This is a genomic window from Stenotrophomonas sp. 05N423 (assembly GCF_056397145.1).
Map to the genome: position 1 here is coordinate 1 of NZ_JBFTMV010000012.1, position 23,510 is coordinate 23,510.

General features: G+C 64.7%; 22 protein-coding genes. 9 read left to right on the forward strand and 13 right to left on the reverse strand.

What is annotated here, in order from left to right; genetic code table 11:
• The first annotated feature begins 845 nt into the window (after window positions 1-845).
• A complete protein-coding gene (locus AC1DGW_RS15615; protein ID WP_478024753.1) occupies window positions 846-1,901 on the forward strand; it encodes an NAD(P)-dependent alcohol dehydrogenase in 1,056 nt (351 codons plus the stop codon).
• A 335-nt stretch (window positions 1,902-2,236) separates the two neighbouring features.
• On the opposite strand, the gene AC1DGW_RS15620 is transcribed toward AC1DGW_RS15615, so the two are convergent.
• Window positions 2,237-2,659, reverse strand: a complete 423-nt coding sequence (locus AC1DGW_RS15620; protein WP_478024755.1) for a hypothetical protein — start codon at window positions 2,657-2,659, stop codon at window positions 2,237-2,239.
• A complete protein-coding gene (locus AC1DGW_RS15625; RefSeq protein ID WP_478024757.1) occupies window positions 2,659-3,123 on the reverse strand; it encodes a hypothetical protein in 465 nt (154 codons plus the stop codon). Before AC1DGW_RS15625 ends, AC1DGW_RS15620 begins: the two co-directional genes overlap by 1 nt.
• A 109-nt stretch (window positions 3,124-3,232) precedes the next feature.
• Between AC1DGW_RS15625 and AC1DGW_RS15630 the strand changes: the two genes are divergently transcribed.
• A complete protein-coding gene (locus tag AC1DGW_RS15630; protein WP_478024759.1) occupies window positions 3,233-3,901 on the forward strand; it encodes a transposase in 669 nt (222 codons plus the stop codon).
• Between the two features lie 122 nt (window positions 3,902-4,023).
• Here AC1DGW_RS15630 and AC1DGW_RS15635 read toward each other — a convergent pair whose 3' ends face one another.
• Entirely contained in the window at window positions 4,024-5,082 is a 1,059-nt protein-coding gene (locus AC1DGW_RS15635) for a hypothetical protein (protein WP_478024761.1), read from the reverse strand.
• Window positions 5,083-5,139: 57 nt separating this feature from the next.
• A complete protein-coding gene (locus AC1DGW_RS15640) occupies window positions 5,140-6,330 on the reverse strand; it encodes a hypothetical protein (protein ID WP_478024763.1) in 1,191 nt (396 codons plus the stop codon).
• A gap of 258 nt (window positions 6,331-6,588) precedes the next feature.
• Here AC1DGW_RS15640 and AC1DGW_RS15645 point away from each other — a divergent pair, with 258 nt between their 5' ends.
• A complete protein-coding gene (locus AC1DGW_RS15645) occupies window positions 6,589-7,167 on the forward strand; it encodes a hypothetical protein (protein ID WP_478024765.1) in 579 nt (192 codons plus the stop codon).
• Window positions 7,168-7,722: 555 nt separating this feature from the next.
• Here the strand turns inward: AC1DGW_RS15645 and AC1DGW_RS15650 are convergent.
• Both AC1DGW_RS15650 and AC1DGW_RS15655 read right to left on the reverse strand, forming a co-directional pair.
• Window positions 7,723-8,988, reverse strand: a complete 1,266-nt coding sequence (locus AC1DGW_RS15650) for a carbohydrate porin (RefSeq protein WP_478024767.1) — start codon at window positions 8,986-8,988, stop codon at window positions 7,723-7,725.
• Between the two features lie 106 nt (window positions 8,989-9,094).
• Entirely contained in the window at window positions 9,095-10,294 is a 1,200-nt protein-coding gene (locus AC1DGW_RS15655) for a PQQ-binding-like beta-propeller repeat protein (protein WP_478024769.1), read from the reverse strand.
• Here AC1DGW_RS15655 and AC1DGW_RS15660 point away from each other — a divergent pair.
• Both AC1DGW_RS15660 and AC1DGW_RS15665 read left to right on the forward strand, forming a co-directional pair.
• On the forward strand, window positions 10,294-10,464 hold the full coding sequence (locus AC1DGW_RS15660) for a TraX family protein (RefSeq protein ID WP_478024771.1): 171 nt from the start codon (window positions 10,294-10,296) through the stop codon (window positions 10,462-10,464). The genes AC1DGW_RS15655 and AC1DGW_RS15660 overlap by 1 nt on opposite strands.
• 38 nt (window positions 10,465-10,502) lie before the next feature.
• On the forward strand, window positions 10,503-10,982 hold the full coding sequence (locus AC1DGW_RS15665; protein WP_478024773.1) for a DUF4124 domain-containing protein: 480 nt from the start codon (window positions 10,503-10,505) through the stop codon (window positions 10,980-10,982).
• Window positions 10,983-11,440: 458 nt separating this feature from the next.
• On the opposite strand, the gene AC1DGW_RS15670 is transcribed toward AC1DGW_RS15665, so the two are convergent.
• The 7 genes from AC1DGW_RS15670 to AC1DGW_RS15700 form a co-directional block, all read right to left on the reverse strand.
• Window positions 11,441-12,175 carry a copper homeostasis protein CutC gene (locus tag AC1DGW_RS15670; protein WP_478024775.1) on the reverse strand — a complete coding sequence of 245 codons (735 nt, stop codon included), beginning with the start codon at window positions 12,173-12,175 and terminating at the stop codon, window positions 11,441-11,443.
• Window positions 12,172-13,176: a glycosylasparaginase gene (locus AC1DGW_RS15675; protein WP_478024777.1), complete on the reverse strand. Its 1,005-nt coding sequence runs from the start codon at window positions 13,174-13,176 to the stop codon at window positions 12,172-12,174. The genes AC1DGW_RS15670 and AC1DGW_RS15675 overlap by 4 nt, the downstream gene beginning before the upstream one ends.
• Window positions 13,173-14,201 carry a glucokinase gene (locus AC1DGW_RS15680; RefSeq protein WP_478024779.1) on the reverse strand — a complete coding sequence of 343 codons (1,029 nt, stop codon included), beginning with the start codon at window positions 14,199-14,201 and terminating at the stop codon, window positions 13,173-13,175. The genes AC1DGW_RS15675 and AC1DGW_RS15680 overlap by 4 nt, the downstream gene beginning before the upstream one ends.
• 74 nt (window positions 14,202-14,275) lie before the next feature.
• Entirely contained in the window at window positions 14,276-14,662 is a 387-nt protein-coding gene (gene crcB / locus AC1DGW_RS15685; protein ID WP_055769149.1) for a fluoride efflux transporter CrcB, read from the reverse strand.
• Window positions 14,663-14,726: 64 nt separating this feature from the next.
• Entirely contained in the window at window positions 14,727-16,031 is a 1,305-nt protein-coding gene (locus AC1DGW_RS15690) for a replication-associated recombination protein A (protein ID WP_478024946.1), read from the reverse strand.
• A 171-nt stretch (window positions 16,032-16,202) separates the two neighbouring features.
• The gene (gene lolA, locus AC1DGW_RS15695; protein ID WP_478024781.1) at window positions 16,203-16,841 is read right to left on the reverse strand and encodes an outer membrane lipoprotein periplasmic chaperone LolA; all 639 of its coding nucleotides are present in this window, start codon (window positions 16,839-16,841) and stop codon (window positions 16,203-16,205) included.
• A 91-nt stretch (window positions 16,842-16,932) separates the two neighbouring features.
• Entirely contained in the window at window positions 16,933-19,290 is a 2,358-nt protein-coding gene (locus AC1DGW_RS15700; RefSeq protein WP_478024783.1) for a DNA translocase FtsK, read from the reverse strand.
• 289 nt (window positions 19,291-19,579) lie between these two features.
• On the opposite strand from AC1DGW_RS15700, the gene trxB reads away from it, so the two are divergent.
• From trxB to aat, 4 genes are all read left to right on the forward strand, one after another.
• Complete coding sequence (gene trxB / locus AC1DGW_RS15705) at window positions 19,580-20,557, forward strand: thioredoxin-disulfide reductase (protein ID WP_478024785.1); 978 nt, start codon at window positions 19,580-19,582, stop codon at window positions 20,555-20,557.
• Between the two features lie 24 nt (window positions 20,558-20,581).
• Complete coding sequence (locus AC1DGW_RS15710) at window positions 20,582-21,475, forward strand: metallophosphoesterase (RefSeq protein ID WP_478024788.1); 894 nt, start codon at window positions 20,582-20,584, stop codon at window positions 21,473-21,475.
• Window positions 21,472-22,599 (forward strand): GNAT family N-acetyltransferase, encoded by a 1,128-nt coding sequence (locus tag AC1DGW_RS15715; protein ID WP_478024790.1) that lies wholly within the window; start codon window positions 21,472-21,474, stop codon window positions 22,597-22,599. Before AC1DGW_RS15710 ends, AC1DGW_RS15715 begins: the two co-directional genes overlap by 4 nt.
• A gap of 82 nt (window positions 22,600-22,681) precedes the next feature.
• Complete coding sequence (gene aat / locus AC1DGW_RS15720; protein ID WP_478024792.1) at window positions 22,682-23,434, forward strand: leucyl/phenylalanyl-tRNA--protein transferase; 753 nt, start codon at window positions 22,682-22,684, stop codon at window positions 23,432-23,434.
• The last annotated feature ends 76 nt before the right edge of the window (window positions 23,435-23,510 follow it).

Here is a 23,510-nt window from a genome sequence, read left to right on the forward strand (position 1 = left end):
GGCGGGGCGGCCATCCGGGGGTGGGTTCCGGCCGGAATGGCCGCCGCACCAGGGCTGATGCCTGTACCAAGGCCAAGGAGGGCAGGGATGCGGCCTATCGCAGGGCGGGGCTGAAGCGGGGATTCGCGCTGTCCAGCTACTGGGACAACCGGGTCCACGACGCATGCCGATGATCGCGGATGTTTGCACCTGGACAGGAATATGGCGATGGATCGCTGGAGCGTCTGGACCAACGATGCAGCGAACGCACCCAGTGCCATGCAGCCCGTGCCATCAGTGAAGGGCGCTCTCCTCCCATTGAGGACCATCCAGTAGATGGGCGCGGCGATGGAGATCCAGGTGGAGTCGTCTGGGGGGCGCATTGCATGCGACCTATATGTTTGTCGCTGTCGAGGTAGTGGGGAAAGCGGACGGTCGATGCGTGACGCGCGCGGCGAACGGACATCCCCCCTCGTCGTGACATCGGTTGATCCAGCCGTCGCGCACCGGCGACTTCGATGTCACGTCGCGAGGGCCGCAGCATATGTCTGTCCGGCTTGCAGGAATCGAAGCAGTGCCTCTTGAAGAGACATCTACCTGCATGGCAAAGCAGGCGCGGCAGGCCGCATGCATCCAGGAAGTCTGGCGCGAGCAAGGGCGATAGGAGGCGGTCGAGCGCACCATCCGGGACACGGTCAACAAGCGGGTGGCGGTGGCAGGAGCTGGGTGCCGGCCAGAAGAAATTTGAAATTCCGGGCTCGCCGATCGCTTCAGGGAAGCAGGGTCAACCGGAAAGAATTCATCGACTGACAATCGTGACGCAGGGAGCGCAGAATGCCCCCATCTTCCACTTGGATGCTGCAGACATGACCCAGTTCGTCAAAGCCTATGGCGCCCATGCCGGCGACCGCCCTCTGGAGCAGCTGGACATCACCCGGCGTGCGGCGGGGCCATATGACGTCCAGATCGACATTGCCTATTGCGGCATCTGCCACTCGGATCTGCACCAGGTGCGCGCAGAATGGCAGGGCACTCATTTCCCTTGCGTACCCGGCCACGAAATCGTCGGGCGTGTCTCTGCCGTAGGTGGTGAGGTGACCGGCTTCTCCACGGGGGACCTGGTCGGCGTGGGCTGCATCGTCGACAGCTGCCGGCACTGCGGGGACTGCGACAGCGGCCTGGAGAACTATTGCCATGGCATGGTCGGCACCTACAACGGACCGACGGCCGATGCCCCGGGCTGGACGCTGGGCGGCTATTCGCAGCGCATCGTCGTCCACCAGCGCTACGTGCTGCGTATCCGTCATCCCGAAGGGCAGCTGGCGGCTGTAGCGCCACTGCTGTGCGCCGGCATCACCACCTGGTCGCCACTGCGCCATTGGCAAGCGGGGCCCGGTCGCAAGGTCGGCGTGGTCGGCATCGGCGGGCTCGGTCACATGGGCATCAAGCTTGCCCATGCGCTGGGCGCGCGCGTGGTCGCCTTCACCACTTCCGAATCCAAGCGCGAAGCCGCGCTGGCGTTGGGCGCCGACGAGGTGGTGGTCTCGCGCGACCATGAGGCGATGGCAGCGCACGTTGGCAGCTTCGACCTGATCGTCAATACCGTGGCCGCACCGCACGACCTGGATGCTTTCCTCGCGCTGCTGCGCCGCGATGGCGCCATGGTGCTGGTCGGCGCTCCGGCCACGCCGCACCCCTCGCCGAACGTATTCAACCTGATCACCCAGCGACGCACCCTGGCCGGCTCGATGATCGGCGGAATTCCCGAGACCCAGGAAATGCTCGACTTCTGCGCCCAGCACGGCATCGTGGCCGACATCGAGCTGATCGCTGCCGACGGCATCAATGCCGCCTACGAGCGCATGTTGGCTGGCGACGTGAAGTACCGCTTCGTCATCGACAACGCGACCTTGTCCGGCTGAGGAGAAGGCTGGCGCAGGGACTGCCATGGCTGGCTCGGGTCGCAATGTCCTGCCGTCATCGGGAGGGCATCGCGATCCGGGGCAATCTAAGATTTCTACCGGCAAGATCGCTTCGTCTGCGGGAAGGGTGCCTTCGACAGGCCTGACCATGGGAAGCATCGAACAACCCATGTGGCCATGGTGATCAACCCATGCGCTGCAACTACCTGAAACGGTGGGAGTGCGCGCGACCAGGCGGTCGCTGCCTGGCCGGACGGATTTCAGGGATATGGTCTTGAGTGGTACGGATTGCGCATGGATGTGCAGGAGGCATTCAGTGCTTTCCAGCGGCGCCGTCATGGCTGCCTTGCTGGACTCGCCGGTATCTGGCGGAGTGCTGCCAATGTGGCGCGTGCCTGTGGCAGTTCATCCGAATGGCCGCAGGGGTCGACGTACAGCGCTCCATCGCGGGCCCGGCGGATGAACAGTAGGTAGTGCCGGTGGCGTTCCATCGGAAAGCGGCTGGAGGTGTTCTCCGAGCGCAGAACCAGGGTAGGAGCCGCCCGGCCGTGCAGCCTCTCGGACACATCGACCGTATAGAGCGTGGCGCTGATGCCGATTGGGTCTTCCGGATCGTCCTGTACATCACGCACGGAAAGCACGCGCGCCACCACCACAATGGTCTGGGCGAACTCATCGACCAGGGTTGGCTGGCCGCTCGTGCATGAACCCTGCGGTGGCGCGATCACTGCCGCGAGCAGAATGGCGGGGAAGGGCATCAAGGTAATACCTCGTTCGCCAGCGCCCGGACCCGTTCGTGGAGTGGCTCCGGAATGATGGGGGCGATCACTGCGCTCCCCTCGGAGCGGATCCGCTGCGCCGTGATGAAATGAGTGATCTCGAAGCGCCTGTGATCGACTTCAGCCAGTCGCACCACGCCTTGTTGCAGCAGAGGTGCGCCGCCATGGCCAGACACACGGGCCCATGCGTAGTACTTGGGATAGGCCATGCCAGACTGCGTGGGGACGTCCCGCAGCAGTAAGGTTTCGACCTGCCGCGCGCCGGGCAGGCCTGATCTCTGGAAATGGATGAGCAGGTCGCGCTGCATGGCGATATTGAGATATGCGATCTCGGCGGCACGATCTTCGATGCGTGTCGCCGGCGTTGCGCACCATGCCTGGGCAGACAGGAATGCGGCGGGAAGGAATGCCAACAACGCGAGGAGATTACGGATGGAAGTCATGACGTGGCCGGGCAGGGGATCGCTTGCAAGGGTGTATTGCCATCCGCCTGTCGTGTATCGGGAGGGCAGAGCGAAGTAGCGGATTAGGGGTGTTTATCGGGGGTAGGGCATGGCAGCTCCCGACCGAAGCATCGATGGCAGCAATTTCAAGGTGGTCAACAGCCGCGATCGCAACTTCACTGTCGGCAAGATCAAGGCGCGGCGTAGCCAGCTCGACGAGAGCATGGCCCGTTATCTGGCCGAGCTGGACCCTGCCGATTGCGATCCGGTGCTGCTGCCCGAGGCACGTACGCCGCAGCTGCTCGACAAGCCGGCCAAGCTGCGCGAGCAGATGGTGGCGCTGGACTGTATCGAACGGGGGCTGCAGGAAGCACCCGACAGCCAGATCTCGCTGACCGATCCGGATGCGCGTTCCATGACCTGGACAGGTCGTGCCACGGGAACGGTGGGCTACAACCTGCAGGCCGCAGTCGATGCCGAGCATCACCTGATCGTGGCCCACGAAGTCACCAACATCGGACACGATCGGACGCAGCTTGCGCCTATGGCGCTCAAGGCCAAAGCCGCGCTAGGCGCCGACCACCTGACCGCGCTGGCCGATCGCGGCTACTACAACGCTCATCAGATCCTGGCTTGCGAGCAGAACGGCATCATCCCGCTCGTGCTCAAGCCACTGACCTCGAACAGCAAGGCCGAGGGTCGCTTCGACAAGCGGGACTTCATCTACGAGCCGGCGCGGGATGCCTATCGTTGCCCAGCCGGCGAGCAGGCCACGTAGCGCTTTTACCAGCGAAGATAACGGTCTGACGCTGCACAAGTATTGGTCATCGGCGACGTCAGTCTCCGAGCAGCTGCCGAGGCTGCCAGTATTTGAAGGTTGGTCGTCATATTGGAACGAAACTATTCCTCCTGACTTGTCCGACGGCTCTGAACTTCCGTCTCCACCGTCGTAAGCGCAGCCTCCTGCATCGCTGAGAGCTTGTAAGCGCTTCGGATGCTGCTCACACGCTCGCGGGCCTCAGCTTCTGCTCCAACTATTTCACCGAGAATTTGGGCGACAAGGATTTGCACCTCGATCCAATCTGGATTGCGGTCGGCAAGCGGCCCGGCGATCTCGAAAGCGAGGAGATGATCCTTCTTCAGAACATAGCTCATGGCGAGATGACGGCTCGCTTGATTGTTGGAGGCCGCAATAATGGTTCCTCGACAGCAGGCATCGACCAATTCCGCGTAGAGCGGATGGCTTTCGCCGCCATTGAGATTGATCGCGATATGAACGCTCACCCCCATGTAGTCGTGGATCTGAATGAGTTGTTTGAGTATGGCCGCTTTGGAATTGGCGGCGTCGTCGTTCAAAAGCGGCAGGATGAGCATCTCAAGCTTGGTCTGGAGGGCCGTGTAGTTACTGCGAAACGGGGTCGTGAACACACCCGCGAGAGGCCCAGTGTGAACGCTGGCGAAGCCGAGAAAGCAAATAAGCCGCTTATCCGGTGACATGGCTTGGGTCATGGATGCGACGAGCGCATCGTGCTCGGCCTTTGTCTGGCCTTTGTGGCTGGTACGAAAGACCCCTTCGTTCTTGATGAACGATTTATAGTGCGCCACCATCGCTTCGAAGCGAACCACCCAGTTTGGCGAGTGGGCTTGCGCGTCGAGGAAGTCGGAGACGCTCTCGTGCGGTCCGCTACCAATTTCGCCGAGGACGTGGCAGATCAGGTATTGCCGAAAGACGGTTGCGTGTGGCGCGTAGCGGACGAGCACCTCCGCCAATTGATATGGCGCGCCTCCTCGGCATGACATAACAAGATCGAGAACACCCTTGAGGTCAAAATCGGACAGGCCATCATTCAAGGCGTCGAGAAGGAATTGATGCGCCTTGCGGAACTGGTGTGAGTGATAGCGTGTGCTGCTGCCGAAGTGCTCCGTCTCCTTGATGTCTTCGACGCTTTCGGAGCCCATGAACGCTTTACAGAAGAAATCGCGTGCAGTTCCCTTCTGGTTTTCATCGCCGTCGAGTCAGCGCGTCAGATTCTTGGCGTATTCCTGCTCGTCGTCGATGAGTGGTACCGCGGGCGGTGCAGAGAGGGCTGGCTCGGCGACTCCCGCAAAGGGCTTCACTGCCGAATGACCCATGGTCACGCCGTAGAGCCGGGCGCCGTCGGCGGCGTACATACGCAGAAAGAAAACAGCGACGCACTGTTTGTTGAAGGCTACGGCGACCCGAGCGTAAAACGCGAGCGCCTTGTCGAGATCGAAGGCGTTGAGTTCGGCGAGAAGCATGGGAAGCGTTTCCGCCTCATCGATTTCAAGATGAGCGCCGATCTTATCGCGAACCCTGCGGGTGGCTGCGAGATCGGTTTCAAAATGCGATGCGGAGACAAAATCATCAATCGCTGCTGATGACTGGTTTTCTGCCTGCACAAGTTTGTTCAGCCCGTCCATGGCCTGCAAGGCGTCGGCTGCGACCGGGCGCGTGACGAGGCAGTCGCAGAAGCTGACGATGTCGGTAACGATGCGTTCTTTGAAAAGGCGCGCGATCGCGGGATACGCGGCGAGTTTGCCGCGAAGTTCCAGCTGTAGCGCGATCCAACGGCGGATCAGGGCCAATTGACCGGCGCGAGCATGAACGGGTGTCGCGTTAAGGACGGCGGAAGTGTTGTCGCGCGCCATCGCAAGCGAGTCCATCCCCATTTCGATCCAGGTGCGGGCATCGAGCGAGCGCTGGATTTGATGAAGGATCTCGACAATCTTCGGATCAGAAAGCTCAGCCGGGACGGCATAAGGAACGTAACCGGGCACCGTGAGCGCCGCGAGACACTCATAGATTTCCTGCGCGCCGTCGACAAAGTAGGTGAGCTTAACAATCTCGATGTCGTTCCAGAGCTCGATGCGTTTGCCAAAATCGAAGTCTTGTACATGGGCGCCAATCTTGTGCCGCGCGACCTTTAAATATTCTTCAAATAAATATTCTTCAAACTCGGTGGCGTAGGCCTCTTTGGTCGTGTGGAACGCGTTTGTGTCAAAGCCCGAGTCGCGAAGTGGACGACGAAGACCCCGCGCATGTGCGATGAAATTCTCGGCCCTGACCAGGATATGTCGCGCGATGGTACGCGCAAAAAACGGATCGGCGAGATTCGCCGCCAGATGAAAGGCGATCTGCATCTCTTCGGCGATGAACCTCAGTTTCTCGATCCGGTCTTGGATCACGGTGCCACCATCAGTGAAGTTGCGAAGAGCCTACTTTTTACAATTTAGTAGGCGAGCGTTCAATCAGAAAGCGAGCCATGACTGTTCCTGGCCTGTAGCGAGCATCGGCGGGGTAGGGGATTAGGAAGATTTATCGGGGGGTAGGGAAGGGCAGCTTTTGGCCGTGAGTAGACGTAAACACGATCACGGAGGCCAAACTCATAGTGGCCTTTGGGGCCGCCGAGAACATGCTTGGCTTTTGAGATATCGGGAGCGGAAATGCGAATTCGCCACATCGTTCTCATGTCTCCACTTTGCAGCCCGCTGCTTGGATGGGCACAGACAGCTCACGAACTTAGTGAGTGGGAGGTCATCGAGGCGAGAGTGGTCGAGCGCCTGCCTGACATTGTGAGTTCGTATGCGAGCTCGATCGGCTGCAACGTCTCGTTCAATCCAAACAACATTGCACGCTGGAAGAGAGATCCCGAAGTACGTTACATCGCCTTGGTTACGCTCGATGAAGGCTGCTCCGGTGGTTCTAGAAGTTGGAGATCAATAATCCTAGCGGTGCGGCAAGGGGCAAATGCCACGCTGTTCATCCATCCGGATTACTCCTTGCCAAAGCTCACCTCGGAAGCGTTCCCGCAGATGATCGACTCGATTTCGGCCACCGAGCACGGCGTCCGGTTTGCGGGACGTGTTCCGCAAGCGCACGACAATCAAAACAACCCATCAAGGCCCGTAGCTGGAACCATCGTGTGGACGGAAGGAGTGGGCGGTTCTGGACTGATCAAGGTCCGCCTCGGGCCGAACACAGTCGCGCTTAAGAGACGGCTTGCGACCCAAAGCGTACCTTAGAGCGTTTCCAATTCTAGATGGGGTGGATGACGATTCGCATGTCATTCCGTATATTTGCATTGCTGATCTGGAGTGAGCTGATCGGCAATGGCGGGCAGGTCAGTGACGAGTCCACGGCGGCTTTTCTGCGTCAATACAGGCTGGAATGTTCCGTGCTTTCATCGTCCGAATGTTGACGGTGCCACCACGCGAGCGTGTGTAGTTCGTGCGTCTCCACATCCCATGCGTTTTTTTGCCACCAACGCTCCACACTCCGTTAATCAACGGTGGACGTCGCAAGATGGATTGAGCCGCGATCAGGCCACGGCACAATCGGGATGTCGTGTTGCGTGTCGCGGATGACGTCGCCGGCAATGCTACCGACGAGAAGGCGTGCAGACCCCTTACGTTTGGCTGGTGCCGACGATGATGAGATCGGCACGCCTCGTGCTCCGCGGTTCCAGGATCGTGCGTACCGGGGATCAGACTTCGATCTGGCCTATCAGCGTCGCGCCGAAGAAAGGAGACGACGCAGTTACGCGGTTTAACTGCGTCGTCTCCTTTGGTTCGTTTTGGCTAAAGCTTGACGGCGACGTGCAGACCCAGCGCGAAAGCATTCTTCCTAGTGTCGTTGCCACCAGGCTGCACGATGTATTGCAGGTTCGGCTGCAGGATCAGCCACGGCGTGGCCTGGATCCCGTAATCGAGCTCGAGCACGGTCTCCCAGCGCTGCACGGGGACCGTCCCGGGCAAGGCCAGGTTGCGGTCGCTCTGGAACTGGCTGAGGCGGGGATTGGTGGGCGACCACGCCACCATGAAGGAGGCAAAATCGTCCGGCCGCGAGGCCAGTGGACCTTGGTAGAGAGCGCCTAGGATCGCAAAGCGACGGAAGCGCGCGGTGGCGCTGTCGCCGACACCGGCGATGCCACCCACCGAGAGCGCGCGCGCCGCGTTGCCGGGTTCGGGCTGGTAAATCACCTGCCGGCCCATGACGTAGCCACCATGTCGGCCACCGTGCTGCAGCATCGGCAGGCCGGTGAGGCCGGCGGGATCGCGGTTGACGTCGTAATAAAGATCCGGCGTGTCGGCGGTGTTGTAGTAAGCGCCGAAGGCGATCGAACCGCGCGGCGCACCTTCCCGGCGCTCCCAGCCGAGTTCGACGGGATAGAAGCTCCCGTCATGGTCCAGCGAGAGGTCGAACCCGTCGTCGGTGCCGCCATCGGGATTGTTCCGGTAGATGCCGGCGTTGATATAGAACTGCGGCGTCGGCCAGACCTTGAAACGCGCGCCCCATTGGCTGACCGGGCCGTTGATCGCGCCGCTGTTCACGGTCATGGCGTTGGCGTGGCCACAGATCACCACGTTCTGGAACTTGCAGAAGGCTGGCAGCCGAGCCAGATCGTTCCCCAACGGCGACCAGCCCAGTTGGACGGTGACACGGCCGTCGGCAAAATCCTGCAGCCAGTTGAGTTGGCTTAGGCGGACGATCTGGGCAGTGGAATACAGTTCCTGCACCGCAAACTGGTTGTGCAGGACCTCGCCGCTCAGGCTCCGGCCGTACCGATAGTTGAGCGTGACCTGGACACGGGCATCACGGATGCCGGCCAGTCGCTCCATGTCCAGCAGTGCCTCGGCCTCGACCTGCTGCGTATAACGGGCAGTGCGCCGATCGCTGCCGGAAAGGCTGCCGGCGGCCTCGCCCACGTAGCTGGCGTTGAGGGTCACGCCAGCTACGCCCGCGCGGCTTCTCAGCCCGTGCCAGTCTCCGCTCAGGGTGTCGCGCTGGAGCCAGTCATCGGCGAGCGACTCTGCCAGGGCAATGCCTGGCAGTGCCAGCGCCATCGAGCATGCGACGACCGCCGCAGGCATTTGGCAACCGGTCGAAGCCCGTCGCCTTGCCGATGCATGCCCGTCGCTTCGCATGAGTAATCCTCTGTCCAAGGCGCGTCTACGGCGCGTCGGGCAGCGCATAGGCGATGACGTAGTCGCCGCGGTCGGGAGAGACACGGGCGCCGCCGGCGGTGACGACGACGTACTGACGCCCGGTCTTGGGCGAGACGAAAGTCATCGGACCCGATTGGCTGCCCACCGGCAGCCTGGCCTTCCACAGCTCACGACCGCTGCCGCTGTCATAGGCACGCAGGTAATAGTCCTGGCTACCGGAGAAGAACAGCAGACCCGACTGTGTCGCCAGCGACCCGCCGAGCGTCGGCATGCCGACCGGCATCGGCAGCAGCATCTTGATGCCCAGCGGCCCTGTGTCGCGGACCGTGCCGACCGGGACCTGCCACTTGAGTTCGCCGCTGATCAGGTCGATGGCGCTCATCGTGCCGAACGGCGGCTTCTGGCAGGGCACACCCAGCGGCGACATGAAGCGCTCGCGCATGGCCCCGAACGGCGTTCCCTCCTGTGGAACGGCGCCCATTTCGATGCCACTTGCGTCGGCTGGCATCTCCTTGCGCGGGATCATGTAGTTGGCCAGACCGATGCGCATGTCGTTGACGAACAGGTAGTGGGTGGTCGGATCTATCGACACACCTCCCCAGTTCATGCCACCCAGCGAGCCGGGGTATTGCAACGCGCGGTCGGTGCCCGGCGGGGTGTAGATGCCCTGGTGCCGCATCTTGCTGAACTCGATTCTGCACAGCAGTTGGTCCAGCAGGGTCGCACCCCACATGTCCGACTCGACCAGGGTCTGGTTGCCGATGTTGGGCAGGCCGGTCGAAAAGGGCTGGGTCGCCGAATAACGCTCACCGGGCACGTTGCCCTGTGGAACCGGCCGCTCTTCAACCTCGAACAGCGGCTTGCCGGTCTGGCGGTTGAGCACGAAGATCATGCCCTGCTTGGTCACCTGCACCAGCGCCGGAACTATCCCGCCCTTGCCATCCGGTAGATCCTGCAGGGCCGGCTGGGCGGGAATGTCGAAATCCCAGAGGTCGTGGTGGGTCATCTGGTAAAGCCAGCGCACCCGCCCGGTCGTGGCTTCCACGGCCACGACCGCCGCGCTGTATTTGTCGTCAAGTTCGGTGCGCGAGCCAGCCCAGAAGTCCGGGGTGGCATTGCCGGTGGGCAGGTAGATCAGTGCTTGCCGGCTGGTGGTTCTTGCTGCGGCCGACTGTAGAGCGGGGCGCGCTGATCGCCTTGGCAATGGCTGCACTCTGCGCATGGAACGGCAATGGCTGGGCGCTGTTGGCCCTTCCTGTGCTGGGCCTTGCGTTGGCCAGCGTCAACGTCCCGCGCACGCGCTGGGCGTTCTATGGCTATTACGTGGGGCATCTGACCCTGCTGGCGTCGATCGCCACGGTTCTGCTACCCTGACTTGCAGCATAGGAGCTGCTCGCCTAGCAGATTTCAGGATGAAATACGATAAGGCAAGAATCGTGCCATTTATCTGGCGTTCATGGTTCGTTTTGGTTTCATTCACAATTTCCCAAAATTGCCTTGCACAGCAGGTTTTCAAGTGCGTGGAAAAGGGCAAGCCGGATTCGTACCAATCGCATCCGTGTGCGAACGCCCCGGCGGTCAAGGCATGGGATGCAGTGCCGGATCAGGACAACCCGTACCTCCGGGCGCGCCTGGCGCAGATGCAGCGCGAGGTCGATGCGCGCCGAGCGGCTGACGCTGCGCGAGGGCCATATATGGCTGGCATCCGGGGTGGTGGTCGCGGCGTAGGCGCGTTTGTTCCGGCACGCTCTGGTTCTATCTCAACCACGTCGAGTTATGGCTGTGAGAGTGCTAAGCGTTCGCGCGATGCGGTCTACAACGCGGCCGGCCACCGTCGCTCGTTCGCGGTTTCGCGCGCGATGGATAACGCCGTATACAGCGCCTGCAAGTGATCGGGGTGCAGGGGCTGTGCCCCTGCGGTGGCGCCGTTACCCGGCGCGCGTTCCGAAGTGGCGTTCGCGCCAGTCGCCCAGGTCCACGACGACAACCTTGACCATCGACTGCTGACGGGCTTTTCTGGCAGCGTTCCGGGCGCGGGTGGCGTCCCGTAGGTCAGTGGCGTCCGCACGCCACATCAGGCCGCGCAAGCGGCGTTCGGGGATGCGTTCGCCGCTGGGAGCCACAAGGTCACGGCCGGCGAGCCGCCAGCCGGCCCATGGCCCGTGTAGATCTACGTGGTTGTCCAGTACATGCCGCGCGTGGTCGCGGGCGCAGCTGTTCGGGCAGGGTTTGCCGGCAGGCCAGCATGGTGGCCTGCGGGCGCAGTAGCGATGCCTTGGCTTTTTCGCATAATGTATATTATGTAAAATTCCAAGATGGGCGTCACACGCCACTCGGGCACATTGGTTGATCACCCAGCCTGATCCAGCGCTCGCCGCAGCGCGCTCACCAGCCCCGCATCGGACTGCACCCAATCGTTTTCCAGGCCGATAAGCGCCGGGTTGTGGTGACGCATGGATGATGTGCGGGATGCCTTGGCCGAGGCGTGCAGTTCGCTGCAGCCGCTCTGGATGGCGACATCGGCGATGTTGCCTGCATCCAGACCGGCGCCGGCCATCAGACGGATGCGGTCGCCTGCCTGCGCAGCCAGTTGCCGCAATGTGTGACTGCCGGCTATCGCGCTGGCGGCCCCGCCGGAGCTGAGGATGCGATGGCAGCCCAGATCGATGACCTGCTCCATGGCTGCCGGCAGATCGCGTGCTGCGTCGAAGGCGCGATGGAAGGTGATGCCGAGCGGTCCGGCGGCCGCGACGAGTTCGCGGCATAGCGTGCTGTCCACGTCTCCGTCCTCGGTCAGCGCGCCGATCACCACGCCGTCGCATCCCAGTTGCCGGCAGCTTTCGATGTCGCGCAGCATGATCTCGGTTTCCTGCGCGTCGTAATGGAAGTCGCCCGGGCGCGGGCGGATCAAGACGAACAGTGGAATCCGCAGGCGGTCGCGGGCCACGGCGACGTTGCCGCGCGATGGCGTGGTGCCGCCCTGCGCCAGGTTGTCGAACAATTCGATCCGGTCGGCGCCGCCAGCCTGCGCGGCCAGCGCCGATGCGACGGAATTGCTGGCGATCTCCAGCAGGCGGCGGCTCATGTCTGCTCGCTGGTATAAATGGAGGTGGAATCCAGCAGCGCGTCCTGTTTGCGGGAATCGCATACCGCATAGACGAAGCCGCGATGCAGCGCGTAGGCGCCGACCTCGCCGTTCCTGTTCATCGCGAGGAAGCACACCTGCAGGGTGCGGCTGGCTTCGGGGCGCTTGTGCACTACCCGCTCGATGGCTTCGCGACAGGCATCTGCGGGCGAGCGTCCCTGGCGCATCAGTTCCACCACCAGGAAGGATGCGGCGTTGCGGATCATTTCCTCGCCCATGCCCGAGGCCGTGGCCGCGCCGACTTCGTTGTCGACATACAGGCCGGCGCCGATGATCGGGCTGTCGCCGACGCGGCCATGCATCTTGAAGGCCATGCCGCTGGTGGTGCATGCGCCGGCCATGTGCCCCTTCGCGTCGATGGCGAGGATGCCCAGGGTGTCGTGGTTGTCCTTGTCGCCGGGGCGACCGCGCCGCTCGGCATTGATCTGCGGTGCGTAGTGCTCGGTCTTGAGCCATTCGCGCCATGCGTTTTCGGCTTCCGGCGTCAACAGCCTGCGGCGCTCGAAACCCTGCTGCACGGCGAACTGCTGGGCGCCCTCGCCCACCAGCATCACGTGCGGCGTCTGTTCCATCACCCGGCGCGCGACCGACACCGGATGCAGGATGTCGCTCAGGGCCGCGACCGATCCGCAGCGGCCGTCGCCATCCATGATGCTGGAGTCCAGGGTGAGCACGCCATCGCGGTCCGGGTTGCCGCAGTGGCCCACGGTGGGGTTGCACAGGTCGCTTTCCGCCCAGCGGGCACCCGCCTCCACCGCGTCCAGGGCACTGCCGCCGGCGGCCAGCACCTTCCATGCCGCCTGGTTGGCGCCGACGCCGAAATCCCAGGTCGACATCACCCGTGCGCCGTTGGCGGCAGGCGGCGATGCCAGCATGCGCGGCGCGGCGCCGGCCGCAGCCAGCAGCAGGGACGTCTGCAGGAACTGCCTGCGTGTGCTCATCGGGTTTCTCCGGTTGTGGTGGGGCGGCAGGCATCGTCTGCATGCCAGGCAAGGGCACCGAGTACGCCAAGTTCGCCATCGTCGATGCGCCATACGGGCACCTGCTGCAGGGCGGACGACAGCACGCCCTTGGCAAGGAAGCGCTGCTGGAAATCGCCTTCGTGCAGCCAGTCGGCGAGATGCCCGGTGATGCCGCCGGTGAGGTAGACAGACCTGGCGCCGAAAGTGAGCGCCAGGTCGCCGGCGACGCTGCCCAGCCAGGCGCAGAATGCGCGGGTGCTGGTCAGCGCGAGCGGGTCGTTTCCATTGCGTGCCGCATCCACCAGCGCGGCGGGCGTTTCCCAGCGCGGCGTCGCGCCTTCGCGCTCGCACAGGCAGGCGTAGAGCGTCATCAGCCCGGGGCCGGACAGGATGCGTTCGCTGTCGACATGCCCATGGCGCTGCAGCAGCAGGCGCAGCACGTCCAGTTCCAGCGCGTTGCCGGCGGTCAGCGAAGCGTGACCGCCCTCGCTGGCCAGCACCGGCGGCCGGCTGCTCTCCAGGCGCACCGCCACACCCAGTCCGGTACCCGGCCCCAGTACCAGTGCCGGGCCGTGAGGGCGATGATCGGCATCGCCCGAGAGCAGGTGCAGGGCTTCCCGTTCGACATGGGGAATGGCCTGGGCCACGGCCACGAAGTCGTTGATCAGTTCCAGTTCGCCCAGCCCGGCTTCGCGGCGGGTCCCGGCCAGCGAAACCTGCCAGGCCAGGTTGGTGTTGAGCAGGCGGTCGCCGTCCAGCAGCCCGGCGATGGCCACCACCGCGCGGTCGACCGGCGGAATGGCCGGGTTGTCGCTCAGGTGCGCGGCGTAGTCGCGCAGGATCGCCGCCAGGCTCGGGTGGTCGGCGCAGGCATAGCGGCGGAAATCGTTAACCCGGATCGGTTCGCCCGCTCGCAGTGTGGTCCAGCCCAGTCGGGCGTAGGTCCCGCCGACGTCAGCGCCGATGATGGTCGTTGCCGCTATTGCTGCTGTTGGCTCGTTCACTCCGCCCTGCTCTACCGGCATGTCGTCTTTCAATCGTTCCAAATGGAAAGCGGATCATGCGTTGGAAAGCCGGCTCACGCCAAGGGGCGCAGCATCCGCCAGGTGGTCCAGCCCAGCGCCGTCATCGACAGCGAACCGGCCAGATGCAGGCCGATCGTCGCCAAAGCCCAGCCCAGTTGCTGGCGCAGGAACAACTGCACCACTTCGGCCGAGAAGGTGGAGAACGTGGTCAGACCACCGAGCAGGCCGGTCACGATGAAAAGACGCCACTGCGGCGCGATGTCCGGCCGCACCGCGAACCAGGCCAGCGCCAGGCCGATGACGTAGCCACCGAGCAGATTGGCCGCCAGCGTGCCCAGCGGAACGGTGGGATGGATCGGGTTCAACCAGACGCTCAGGCCGAACCGCAGCCATGCCCCGATCGCTGCTCCGACGCCTATCGCCACAAAGGAAAGCCACATCGGCGGATGTCTCCTGTTGCTGTCATGGAATATCGCGGAAGGTCGTGGTCCGGGACACGATTGTTCAGTCCTGCGGCTTGCCGCCCGCCCTCGCCTGTTCGCGCGCCACGCGCAGGCGGTCGAGTTTTTCCTTGAGCTTGATTTCCAGTCCGCGTTCGACCGGCCGGTAGTACACGCGTTCGCCCATTTCGTCGGGGAACGCTGTCTGGTCGAGGGCGATGCCGCCTTCGGCATCGTGGTCGTACTGGTAGCCCTTGCCATAGCCGAGGGTTTTCATCAGCCGTGTCGGCGCGTTGCGCAGGTGCATCGGCACCGGCAGCGAACCGAGCCCGGTGACATCGGCGCGGGCGGCGTTCAGCGCGGAATAGGCGGCATTCGACTTGGCAGTGCTGGCCAGATAGACGACCAGGTTGGACAGGGCGATGTTGCCTTCCGGCGCGCCGATGCGGTCGTAGGCGTTCCAGACGTTGATCGCCATTTCCAGGGCGCGCGGGTCGGCCAGGCCCACGTCCTCCACCGCCATGATGGTCAGCCGGCGCAGGAGATAGGACGGGTCGCAGCCGCCGTCGAGCATGCGCGCCAGCCAGTAGATCGCGCCGTCCGGGTTGGAGCTGCGTACCGATTTGTGCAGCGCCGATATCTGGTCGTAGAACTGCTCGCCGCCCTTGTCGAAGCGTCGCGTGCGGTCGGCCAGCACCTGCAGCAGGGTTTCCGGCGTGATCTGCCCGCCCTCGCCCATCGCCAGTTCCGCGGCGATCTCCAGCAGGGTCAGGGCGCGGCGCACATCGCCATCGGCGGCGCGGGCGATTTCCAGCAGCGATTCGTGCGAGACACGGATGGCTTCGTCGCCGAGACCGCGCTCCTTGTCGTCCAGCGCACGCTGCAGGGCTTCGGCCACGTCTTCGGGCGATACCGCTTCAAGCACGTGCACGCGGCAGCGCGACAGCAGCGCCGAGTTCAGCTCGAAGGACGGGTTCTCGGTGGTGGCGCCGACGAAGATGATGGTGCCGCGTTCGATGTGCGGCAGGAATGCATCCTGCTGCGACTTGTTGAAGCGGTGCACCTCGTCGACGAACAGCACGGTGCGCCGGCCTTCGGCGAAGCGCTGCGCGGCCTCGGCCAGCACCTGCCGCACTTCCGGCAGGCCCGACAGCACCGCCGAGATCGCGCGGAACTCGGCATCGGCATAGCGCGCCAGCAACAGCGCCAGGGTGGTCTTGCCGCAACCGGGCGGCCCCCACAGCACCATGGAGTGGACGCGACCGGATTCGATGGCGCGGCGCAGTGCGGTATTGGGCGCCAGCAGGCGCTTCTGCCCGACCATCTCATCGAGCGTGCGTGGGCGCATGCGTTCGGCGAGCGGACGCATGCCTTCCCGGTCTGCGCTCAGCAGGTCGGCAGGAGGATCGGAGAACGTGTTTCTGGATCTGGCCACGCCTGCATTCTAGCGTGGCTCTTCCATCCGGTAGCGCTGACAAGCGCTACCCCGGGATGTTGGGATATACGAAATGTTGGCCGGCAGCCGGTACTGCGCGGAGTGTCAGCGCTCGCCGATGACGTCCACGTCTTTCGGCGGCGTGAAACGGAAGGTACCGGCGGCGAAGGACGGGTTCTTCTTCCAGCCGCTGAACTCGATCACGGTGCGCTGCCCCACCGCATCGACGACTTCCATGCGTCCCAGTCCGCCCTGGCCGAAGCCGAGCGCGGCGTACTGGAAGCTGGCGTCGGTCTCGCGCTTGGGGCTCAGCGACAGCCACTGCATGCCATCGCGCGGTGCCGCTTCTTCGCTGACATCGTACTGGCGCTCCAATTGCGCCGGGTTGATCAGCGCCGTCAGCGGGCTGTTCTGTTCTTCCTCGCCCTGGCCGCGCACCGTGGCCTGTTCCAGATCGGGCTCGTAGACCCAGACCTTGCTGCCGTCGGCCACGATCAGCTGCGGATGCGGGCGGGTGTATTCCCAGCGGAACAGGCGCGGCGCCGACAGTGCCACGCGGCCGCTGGACGACTCCTTGAGCTTGCCTTTGGCATCGAACACCTGCTGGCTGAACTGACCATCCAGGCCGCGCAGGCCGTTGGTGAAGGTCTTCAGGTCGTCGCGCGCGCCCGCATGCGCGGTGGCGGCGAAGCCGGCGGCGGCCAGGGTCACGGCGATCAACGTGGGGCGCAGGAAGGCGTTCATGGCGATAGTCATCGGTGGACGGAGGAATGGGCAGAGTCTGCCCGGATGGAACTGAATGGGCGGCAATCGTTCTCGACGGCCGCCCCTGCCCTCACTTGGGCGGTGGCGGTGCCAGCACGCTGCGGTCGCCGTTGTGCTCCGGCGCACTGACCACGCCGGCCGCTTCCATGGCCTCGATCAGGCGCGCGGCGCGGTTGTAGCCGATCTTCAACCGGCGCTGCACGCCGGAGATCGAGGCGCGGCGGGTCTCGGTGACGATGCGCAGCGCCTCGTCGTACAGCGGGTCGGACTCGTCGCCACCGCCGCTGGATTCGGGCAGGCCGGTGGCGCCGACCACCACGCCGTCGCCCATGGTCTGCACTTCGTCCAGAACGCCTTCGATGTAGTCCGCCGGGCCGCTGGCCTTGAGGTGCTCGACCACGCGGTGCACTTCCTCGTCGGAGACGAAGGCGCCGTGCACGCGGTCGGGCATCGCCGTACCCGGCGGCAGGTACAGCATGTCGCCGTTGCCCAGCAGCGCTTCGGCGCCGGACTGGTCGAGGATGGTGCGCGAGTCGATCTTGCTCGACACCTGGAAGGCGATGCGGGTCGGGATGTTGGCCTTGATCAGGCCGGTGATCACGTCCACCGAAGGACGCTGCGTAGCCAGGATCAGGTGGATGCCGGCCGCCCGCGCCTTCTGCGCCAGGCGCGCGATCAGCTCTTCGACCTTTTTGCCGACGATCATCATCATGTCGGCGAATTCGTCGATGAAGATGACGATGAACGGCAGCGGCTCCAGCGGGCGCGGCGCCTCGCCCATTTCCGGGTTCGGTTTGAACAGCGGGTCCATCAGCGGCTGGCCGGCGTCGATGGCGTCCTTGATCTTCTTGTTGAAGCCGGCCAGGTTGCGCACGCCCACCGCGCTCATCAGCTTGTAGCGGCGCTCCATTTCGGCCACGCACCAGCGCAGGCCGTTGGCGGCCTCCTTCATGTCGGTGACCACCGGCGCCAGCAGGTGCGGGATGCCCTGGTAGACACTGAGTTCCAGCATCTTCGGGTCGATCATCAGCATGCGCAGGTCTTTCGGGCTGGCCTTGTACAGCAGGCTCAGCACCATGGCGTTGACCGCCACCGACTTGCCTGAGCCGGTGGTGCCCGCCACCAGCAGGTGCGGCATGCGCGCCAGGTCGGCCACGGTCGGGCGGCCGGCGATGTCCTTGCCCAGCGCCAGGGTCAGCACGCTGGCCGATTTGTCGTATTCCTTCGAGCGCAGCAGCTCGGACAGGAAGATCATCTCGCGGGTGACGTTGGGGATCTCCAGCCCGACCACCGACTTGCCCGGGATCACGTCGACGACGCGCACCGACTTCACCGACAGGCCGCGGGCGATGTCCTTGTCCAGCGAACTGATCTGGCTGACCTTGATGCCCGGCGCCGGCTCGATCTCGAAGCGGGTGATGACCGGGCCGGGATAGGCGCCGACCACCTGCGCGTCGATGCGGAAATCCTTGAGCTTGAATTCGATCTGCCGGGACAGTGTTTCCAGCGTCTGTTCGTCGTAGCCCTTGGGCTGCGGTTTGGGGTCATCCAGCAACGCCAGCGGCGGCAGGTCCGAGCCATCGCCGTTGACGCCCTGAAACATCGGGATCTGCGTCTCGCGCTTGGCGCGTTCGCTCTTCTCGATCACCGGTGCCGGGCGCGGCTCGATCTTCACCGGCTCGCGTCTGGCGCGTACCTCGGCGTCGACCTTGCGCACTTCCTCGCGTTCCTCGCGCAGCACACGGGTCTGCTGCCACTCGCTGGCCTGTTCCTTCTTCTTGTCCAGCAGCGGGCCCAGCGCCAGCACCCACTTGCCGATCTTTTCCATCACCAGGAACCACGACAGCCCCGTGGCCAGGGTGATCGAGGTCAGCAGCAGCACCAGCAGGAACAGGTTGCTGCCGACCGGGCCGAAGCCGCTCTGCAGCGATTTGCCGACCAGCACGCCCAGACCGCCGCCGGCGCGGGCGACGTCGCCCGGCGGCAGGCGCAGGTAGAGGAAGCCAGTGGCGCCGATCAGGAAGCCGACGATGCCGACCAGCCGCAGTGCCGGGCCGAGATCATCCTGGCCGCGGTCCTCGCGGTTGAGCCCGAACATGGCGATCCAGGCGACGGCCGCCAGCATCAGCGGAATCAGATAGGCCACGTAGCCGAACAGCTGGCGCAGCACGTCGGCGATCCACGCCCCTACCCGGCCGCCCATGTTGTGGATGGGCGCGACCACCGAACCGGCCTGCGACCAGCCGGGGTCGGCCGGCGAATAGGTGAACAGACTCGCCAGCAGGTAGAGCAGCGCCGGCGCGATCGCGATCAGCGCCAGATCGCGCCACAGCTTGTTGCGGCGCGGATTGTCCGAGGCGGCCGCCTGCCTGCGCGCGTTGCCGCTGGCGCCAGCGCCTTTGTCACGTTCCGGGACCTGTTTCGCCACCTTGGACCAGACCTTAGAAATGCACGGTTAGTGATTGATATTAAACGACAGGCGGCGCCGTTTCATCCGCCTGTTCCGGGGGCACGGCGACAGCGGGAGCACAAAGACATCGGAGAGCCATGCGGAAAGCCCGGGCCGCTCTGCGGCCGGGGCGGGAGCGGTCCTGCGGGTCGCGCAGTTCCATTCCTGCGCCTTGATTCACCGGAGCCCGGTCTCCACTCTATGACCTGCCCGGACGGTCGCCATGTACCGCGATCGCGCCGCCAACCCCGACTTTCCGCGAGTATACATGAGCACTTCCAGCGCCCCGTCCCTGCCCACCCGCCACCAGAAGCTCGTCATCCTCGGCTCCGGCCCCGCCGGCTGGACCGCCGCGGTGTACGCCGCGCGCGCCAATCTCAAGCCGGTCGTGATCACCGGCCTGCAGCAGGGTGGCCAGCTGATGACCACCACCGAAGTGGACAACTGGCCGGGCGACGCCCATGGCCTGATGGGGCCGGACCTGATGGTGCGCATGCAGGCCCATGCCGAGCGCTTCGACACCGAAGTGGTATTCGACCACATCCATACTGCCGACCTGTCGCAGCGCCCGTTCAAGCTCATCGGCGATGGCGCCGAGTACACCTGCGACGCGCTGATCGTCGCCACCGGCGCCACCGCCAAGTACCTGGGCATTCCCTCCGAGGAAACCTTCAAGGGCCGCGGCGTGTCGGCCTGCGCCACCTGCGACGGCTTCTTCTACAAGGACCAGGACGTGGTCGTGGTCGGCGGCGGCAACACTGCCGTGGAAGAGGCGCTGTACCTGTCCAACATCGCCCGCAAGGTCTACCTGGTGCACCGCCGCGACACGCTCAAGGCGGAAAAGATCATGCAGGACAAGCTGTTCGCCAAGGTCGCCGCCGGCAAGATCGAGACCGTGTGGCATCACCAGGTCGACGAAGTGCTGGGCAACGAGATGGGCGTGACCGGCGTGCGGGTGAAGTCCACCCAGGACGGCAGCACCCGCGACATCGCCGCGCACGGCTTCTTCGTCGCCATCGGCCACCAGCCCAATACCGACCTGTTCAAGGGCCAGCTGGCGATGAACAACGGCTACCTGGAGATCCGCTCGGGCCTGGGCGGCAACGCCACCATGACCTCGGTCGAGGGGGTGTTCGCCGCCGGCGACGTCGCCGACCAGCACTACCGCCAGGCGATCACCTCGGCCGGTTTCGGCTGCATGGCCGCGCTGGACGCCGAGCGTTTCCTGGACGAAAAGAGCGCCTGATCCCGCTCCGCCCGGCAGCCGGACATGGACAAGGTGCTGATCAAGCAGTTGCTCTTCCATGGCAGCTGGCTGGTCTTCCCGGCCATGATCTGGCTGCTGTGGCGCTGGCGCGCCGGCCGCCAGCGTTGGCTGCTGGCCCTGTTCCTGCTGGGCTGTGGCGTGTTCATCTGGGCGCGGTTCATCGAGCCGCAGTTGATCCTCGTGAAATATACCGAGCTCGAGGGTACAGGCACCGCCACCCGAGTCGCCTTGGTCAGCGACCTTCATCTGGGGGTCTACAAGGACCGGCGCTTTCTCGAGCGGCTGGTGGAGCGCATCAACGCGCAGGATGTCCATGCGGTGGTGATCGCGGGCGACCTGGCCTACGAACCACGGGATGCCTCGCTGCTGGAATTGTTCGCGCCGCTGGCTGGCCTGCGCGCGCCGGCGTACGCGGTGTTGGGCAACCACGACCAGCAACAGCCTGGCCCTGATATCGACAGGCGACTGCGTAACGCGCTCGCCATGCACGGCGTGCAGGTGATCGAAGGGCGGCGCATCGTCGACATGTACGGCACGCACTGGGCCGGCCTGGGAGATCGCTGGGCGCACAAGGATGACGCCGCGTTCCTGCGTCCCGGGCTTGTGCCCCGCAAACCAACCATCCTTGTCGCCCACAATCCCGACAGTGCCATGCAGGGCTGCCTTGGCGACGTCACGCTGGTGCTTGCCGGACATACGCATGGGGGGCAGATCCGCATTCCATGGCTCTACCGCAAGGTCATCCCCACCGTCCACGGCTTCGATCGTGGCGAACAGGTGATGCAGGGCGATTGTGGCCCGGTACGCGTTTTCACCACCGCCGGTGTCGGCGAAACCGGGCTGCCCCTGCGGCTGTTCAACCCGCCTGCCATCGACGTGCTTGGGTTGCACCCATGAGCCGACGCCCGGAACTGCGCGTCCTGCAGTGCCTGGACGAGGTTCCGGCTGCGCAATGGGACGCCCTGCATGATGGCGGCAATCCCTTCGTCAGCCACGCCTTCCTCGCTGGGCTGGAACAGCATGGCTGCCTGCGCCCGGAATGGGGCTGGCGACCGCAGCACCTGGCCCTGTGGCGTGGCGATGCGCTGGTCGGCGCGGTGCCCGGATACCTGAAGGAGAATTCACACGGCGAGTTCGTGTTCGATCATGCCTGGGCGAACGCGTATGCGCGGCATGGACTGGACTACTTCCCGAAGTGGCTGGGCGCCGTTCCCTATTCGCCGGTCACCGGTCCGCGCCTGCTGGCACGCGACGACGCGGACCGGCGCCTGCTGCTGCAGGCCATCGTCGGACATGCGCGGGACGCGGGGCTGTCCTCGGCCCACGTCAACTTCCATTCCGAAGCCGAGGATGAGGCGTTCGACGCGGACTGGCTGCGGCGCGTGGACGTGCAGTTCCAGTGGCACCGCCAGCCTGGCTGGGGGGATTTCGAGGATTTCCTCGGCGCGATGGATCACAAGCGCCGCAAGAACATCCGCCAGGAACGCGCGAAGATCAGCCGCGCCGGCATCGGCTTCCGCGTCGTCCATGGTGATGAGGCCAGCGATGATGACCTGCGCGCCATGCACGATTTCTACCTGCAGACCTTCGCCGGATATGGCAACGCGCCGGCCCTGACCCTGCCGTTCCTGCGCCATCTGGCCAATGCCCTGCCGCGGCAGCTGGTGCTTTTCCTTGCCTGGCGCGATGACGTGCCGATCGCGGGCGCGCTGTGCCTGCGTGGTGGCGACACGCTGTTCGGCCGCTACTGGGGCGGTGCCGCCCTGCCCGGCCTGCACTTCGAGACCTGCTACTACCAGGGCATCGATTACTGCCTGCGCGAGGGACTGCAGCGTTTCGAGCCGGGCGCGCAGGGCGAGCACAAGCTGGCGCGCGGGTTCCTGCCGGTGCAGGTACGCAGTCGACACTGGATCGCCGATCCGCAGTTCCGCCGTGCGCTGGATGAGTGGTGCGATCGGGAGCAGCGGGATGTGGCGCGCTATGCAAGACAGCTGGCGGCGCACTCGCCCTTCAAGCAGTAGATACCGGGCTTGCCGCGCATGGAGCGTTCCTGCTGTCCCGGATATGGGTGCAGGTACAGGCCCCGCGCCTACAATGCGGCAGATGAGTCGCCCGCCCTTCCTGTTGCCGCCCGACGCCGATGCGCCCTTCCCGCCTGCGGAACTGGCGCTGGGCGAGCCCGACGGCCTGCTGGCCGTCGGCGGCGACCTGTCCCCGGTGCGGCTGCTCAACGCCTATGCCGGCGGCATCTTCCCGTGGTTCTCCGAAGGGCAGCCGCTCCTGTGGTGGTCGCCGGATCCGCGCATGGTGTTCCGCACCGATGGCGTGCGCCTGTCCTCGCGCTTCCGCCGCGCATTGCGTTCGAGCGCCTGGACGGTCACCGCCGACACCGCGTTCGCCGCGGTGATGCAGGCCTGCGCCAACGCACCGCGTCCGGGCCAGGACGGCACCTGGATCACCACCGGCATGCATCGCGCCTATGGGGAACTGCATCGGCTCGGCTACGCGCATTCGGTGGAGGTGTTCGACGGCACGCAGCTGGTCGGCGGCATCTATGGCGTGGCCATCGGCCGGATGTTCTTCGGCGAAAGCATGTTCAGCGGGCGCAGCGGCGGCTCCAAGGTGGCGCTGACCGCGTTGGCACGCACCCTGTGCGGTTGGGGCTGGCCGCTGATCGACGCCCAGGTCGAGAACCCGCACCTGCTGCGCATGGGGGCCACGCACCTGCCGCGCGATGCCTTCCTGGTCCGGGTGCGGGCGCTGGTCCAGGACGCGGAAACGGAGCCGGTTGGCAGCTGGACGCGGCGTTTCGGCCATTGGCCGGCCTCGGTATTGGCGGCCTCAACCACGGTTTAACGCAAACTTTGCATGATTCCGCGGCGCGGGGTAAAATGCTCGGCTTCCGGGCCTGGAAAGGCCATCCGCAGAACCG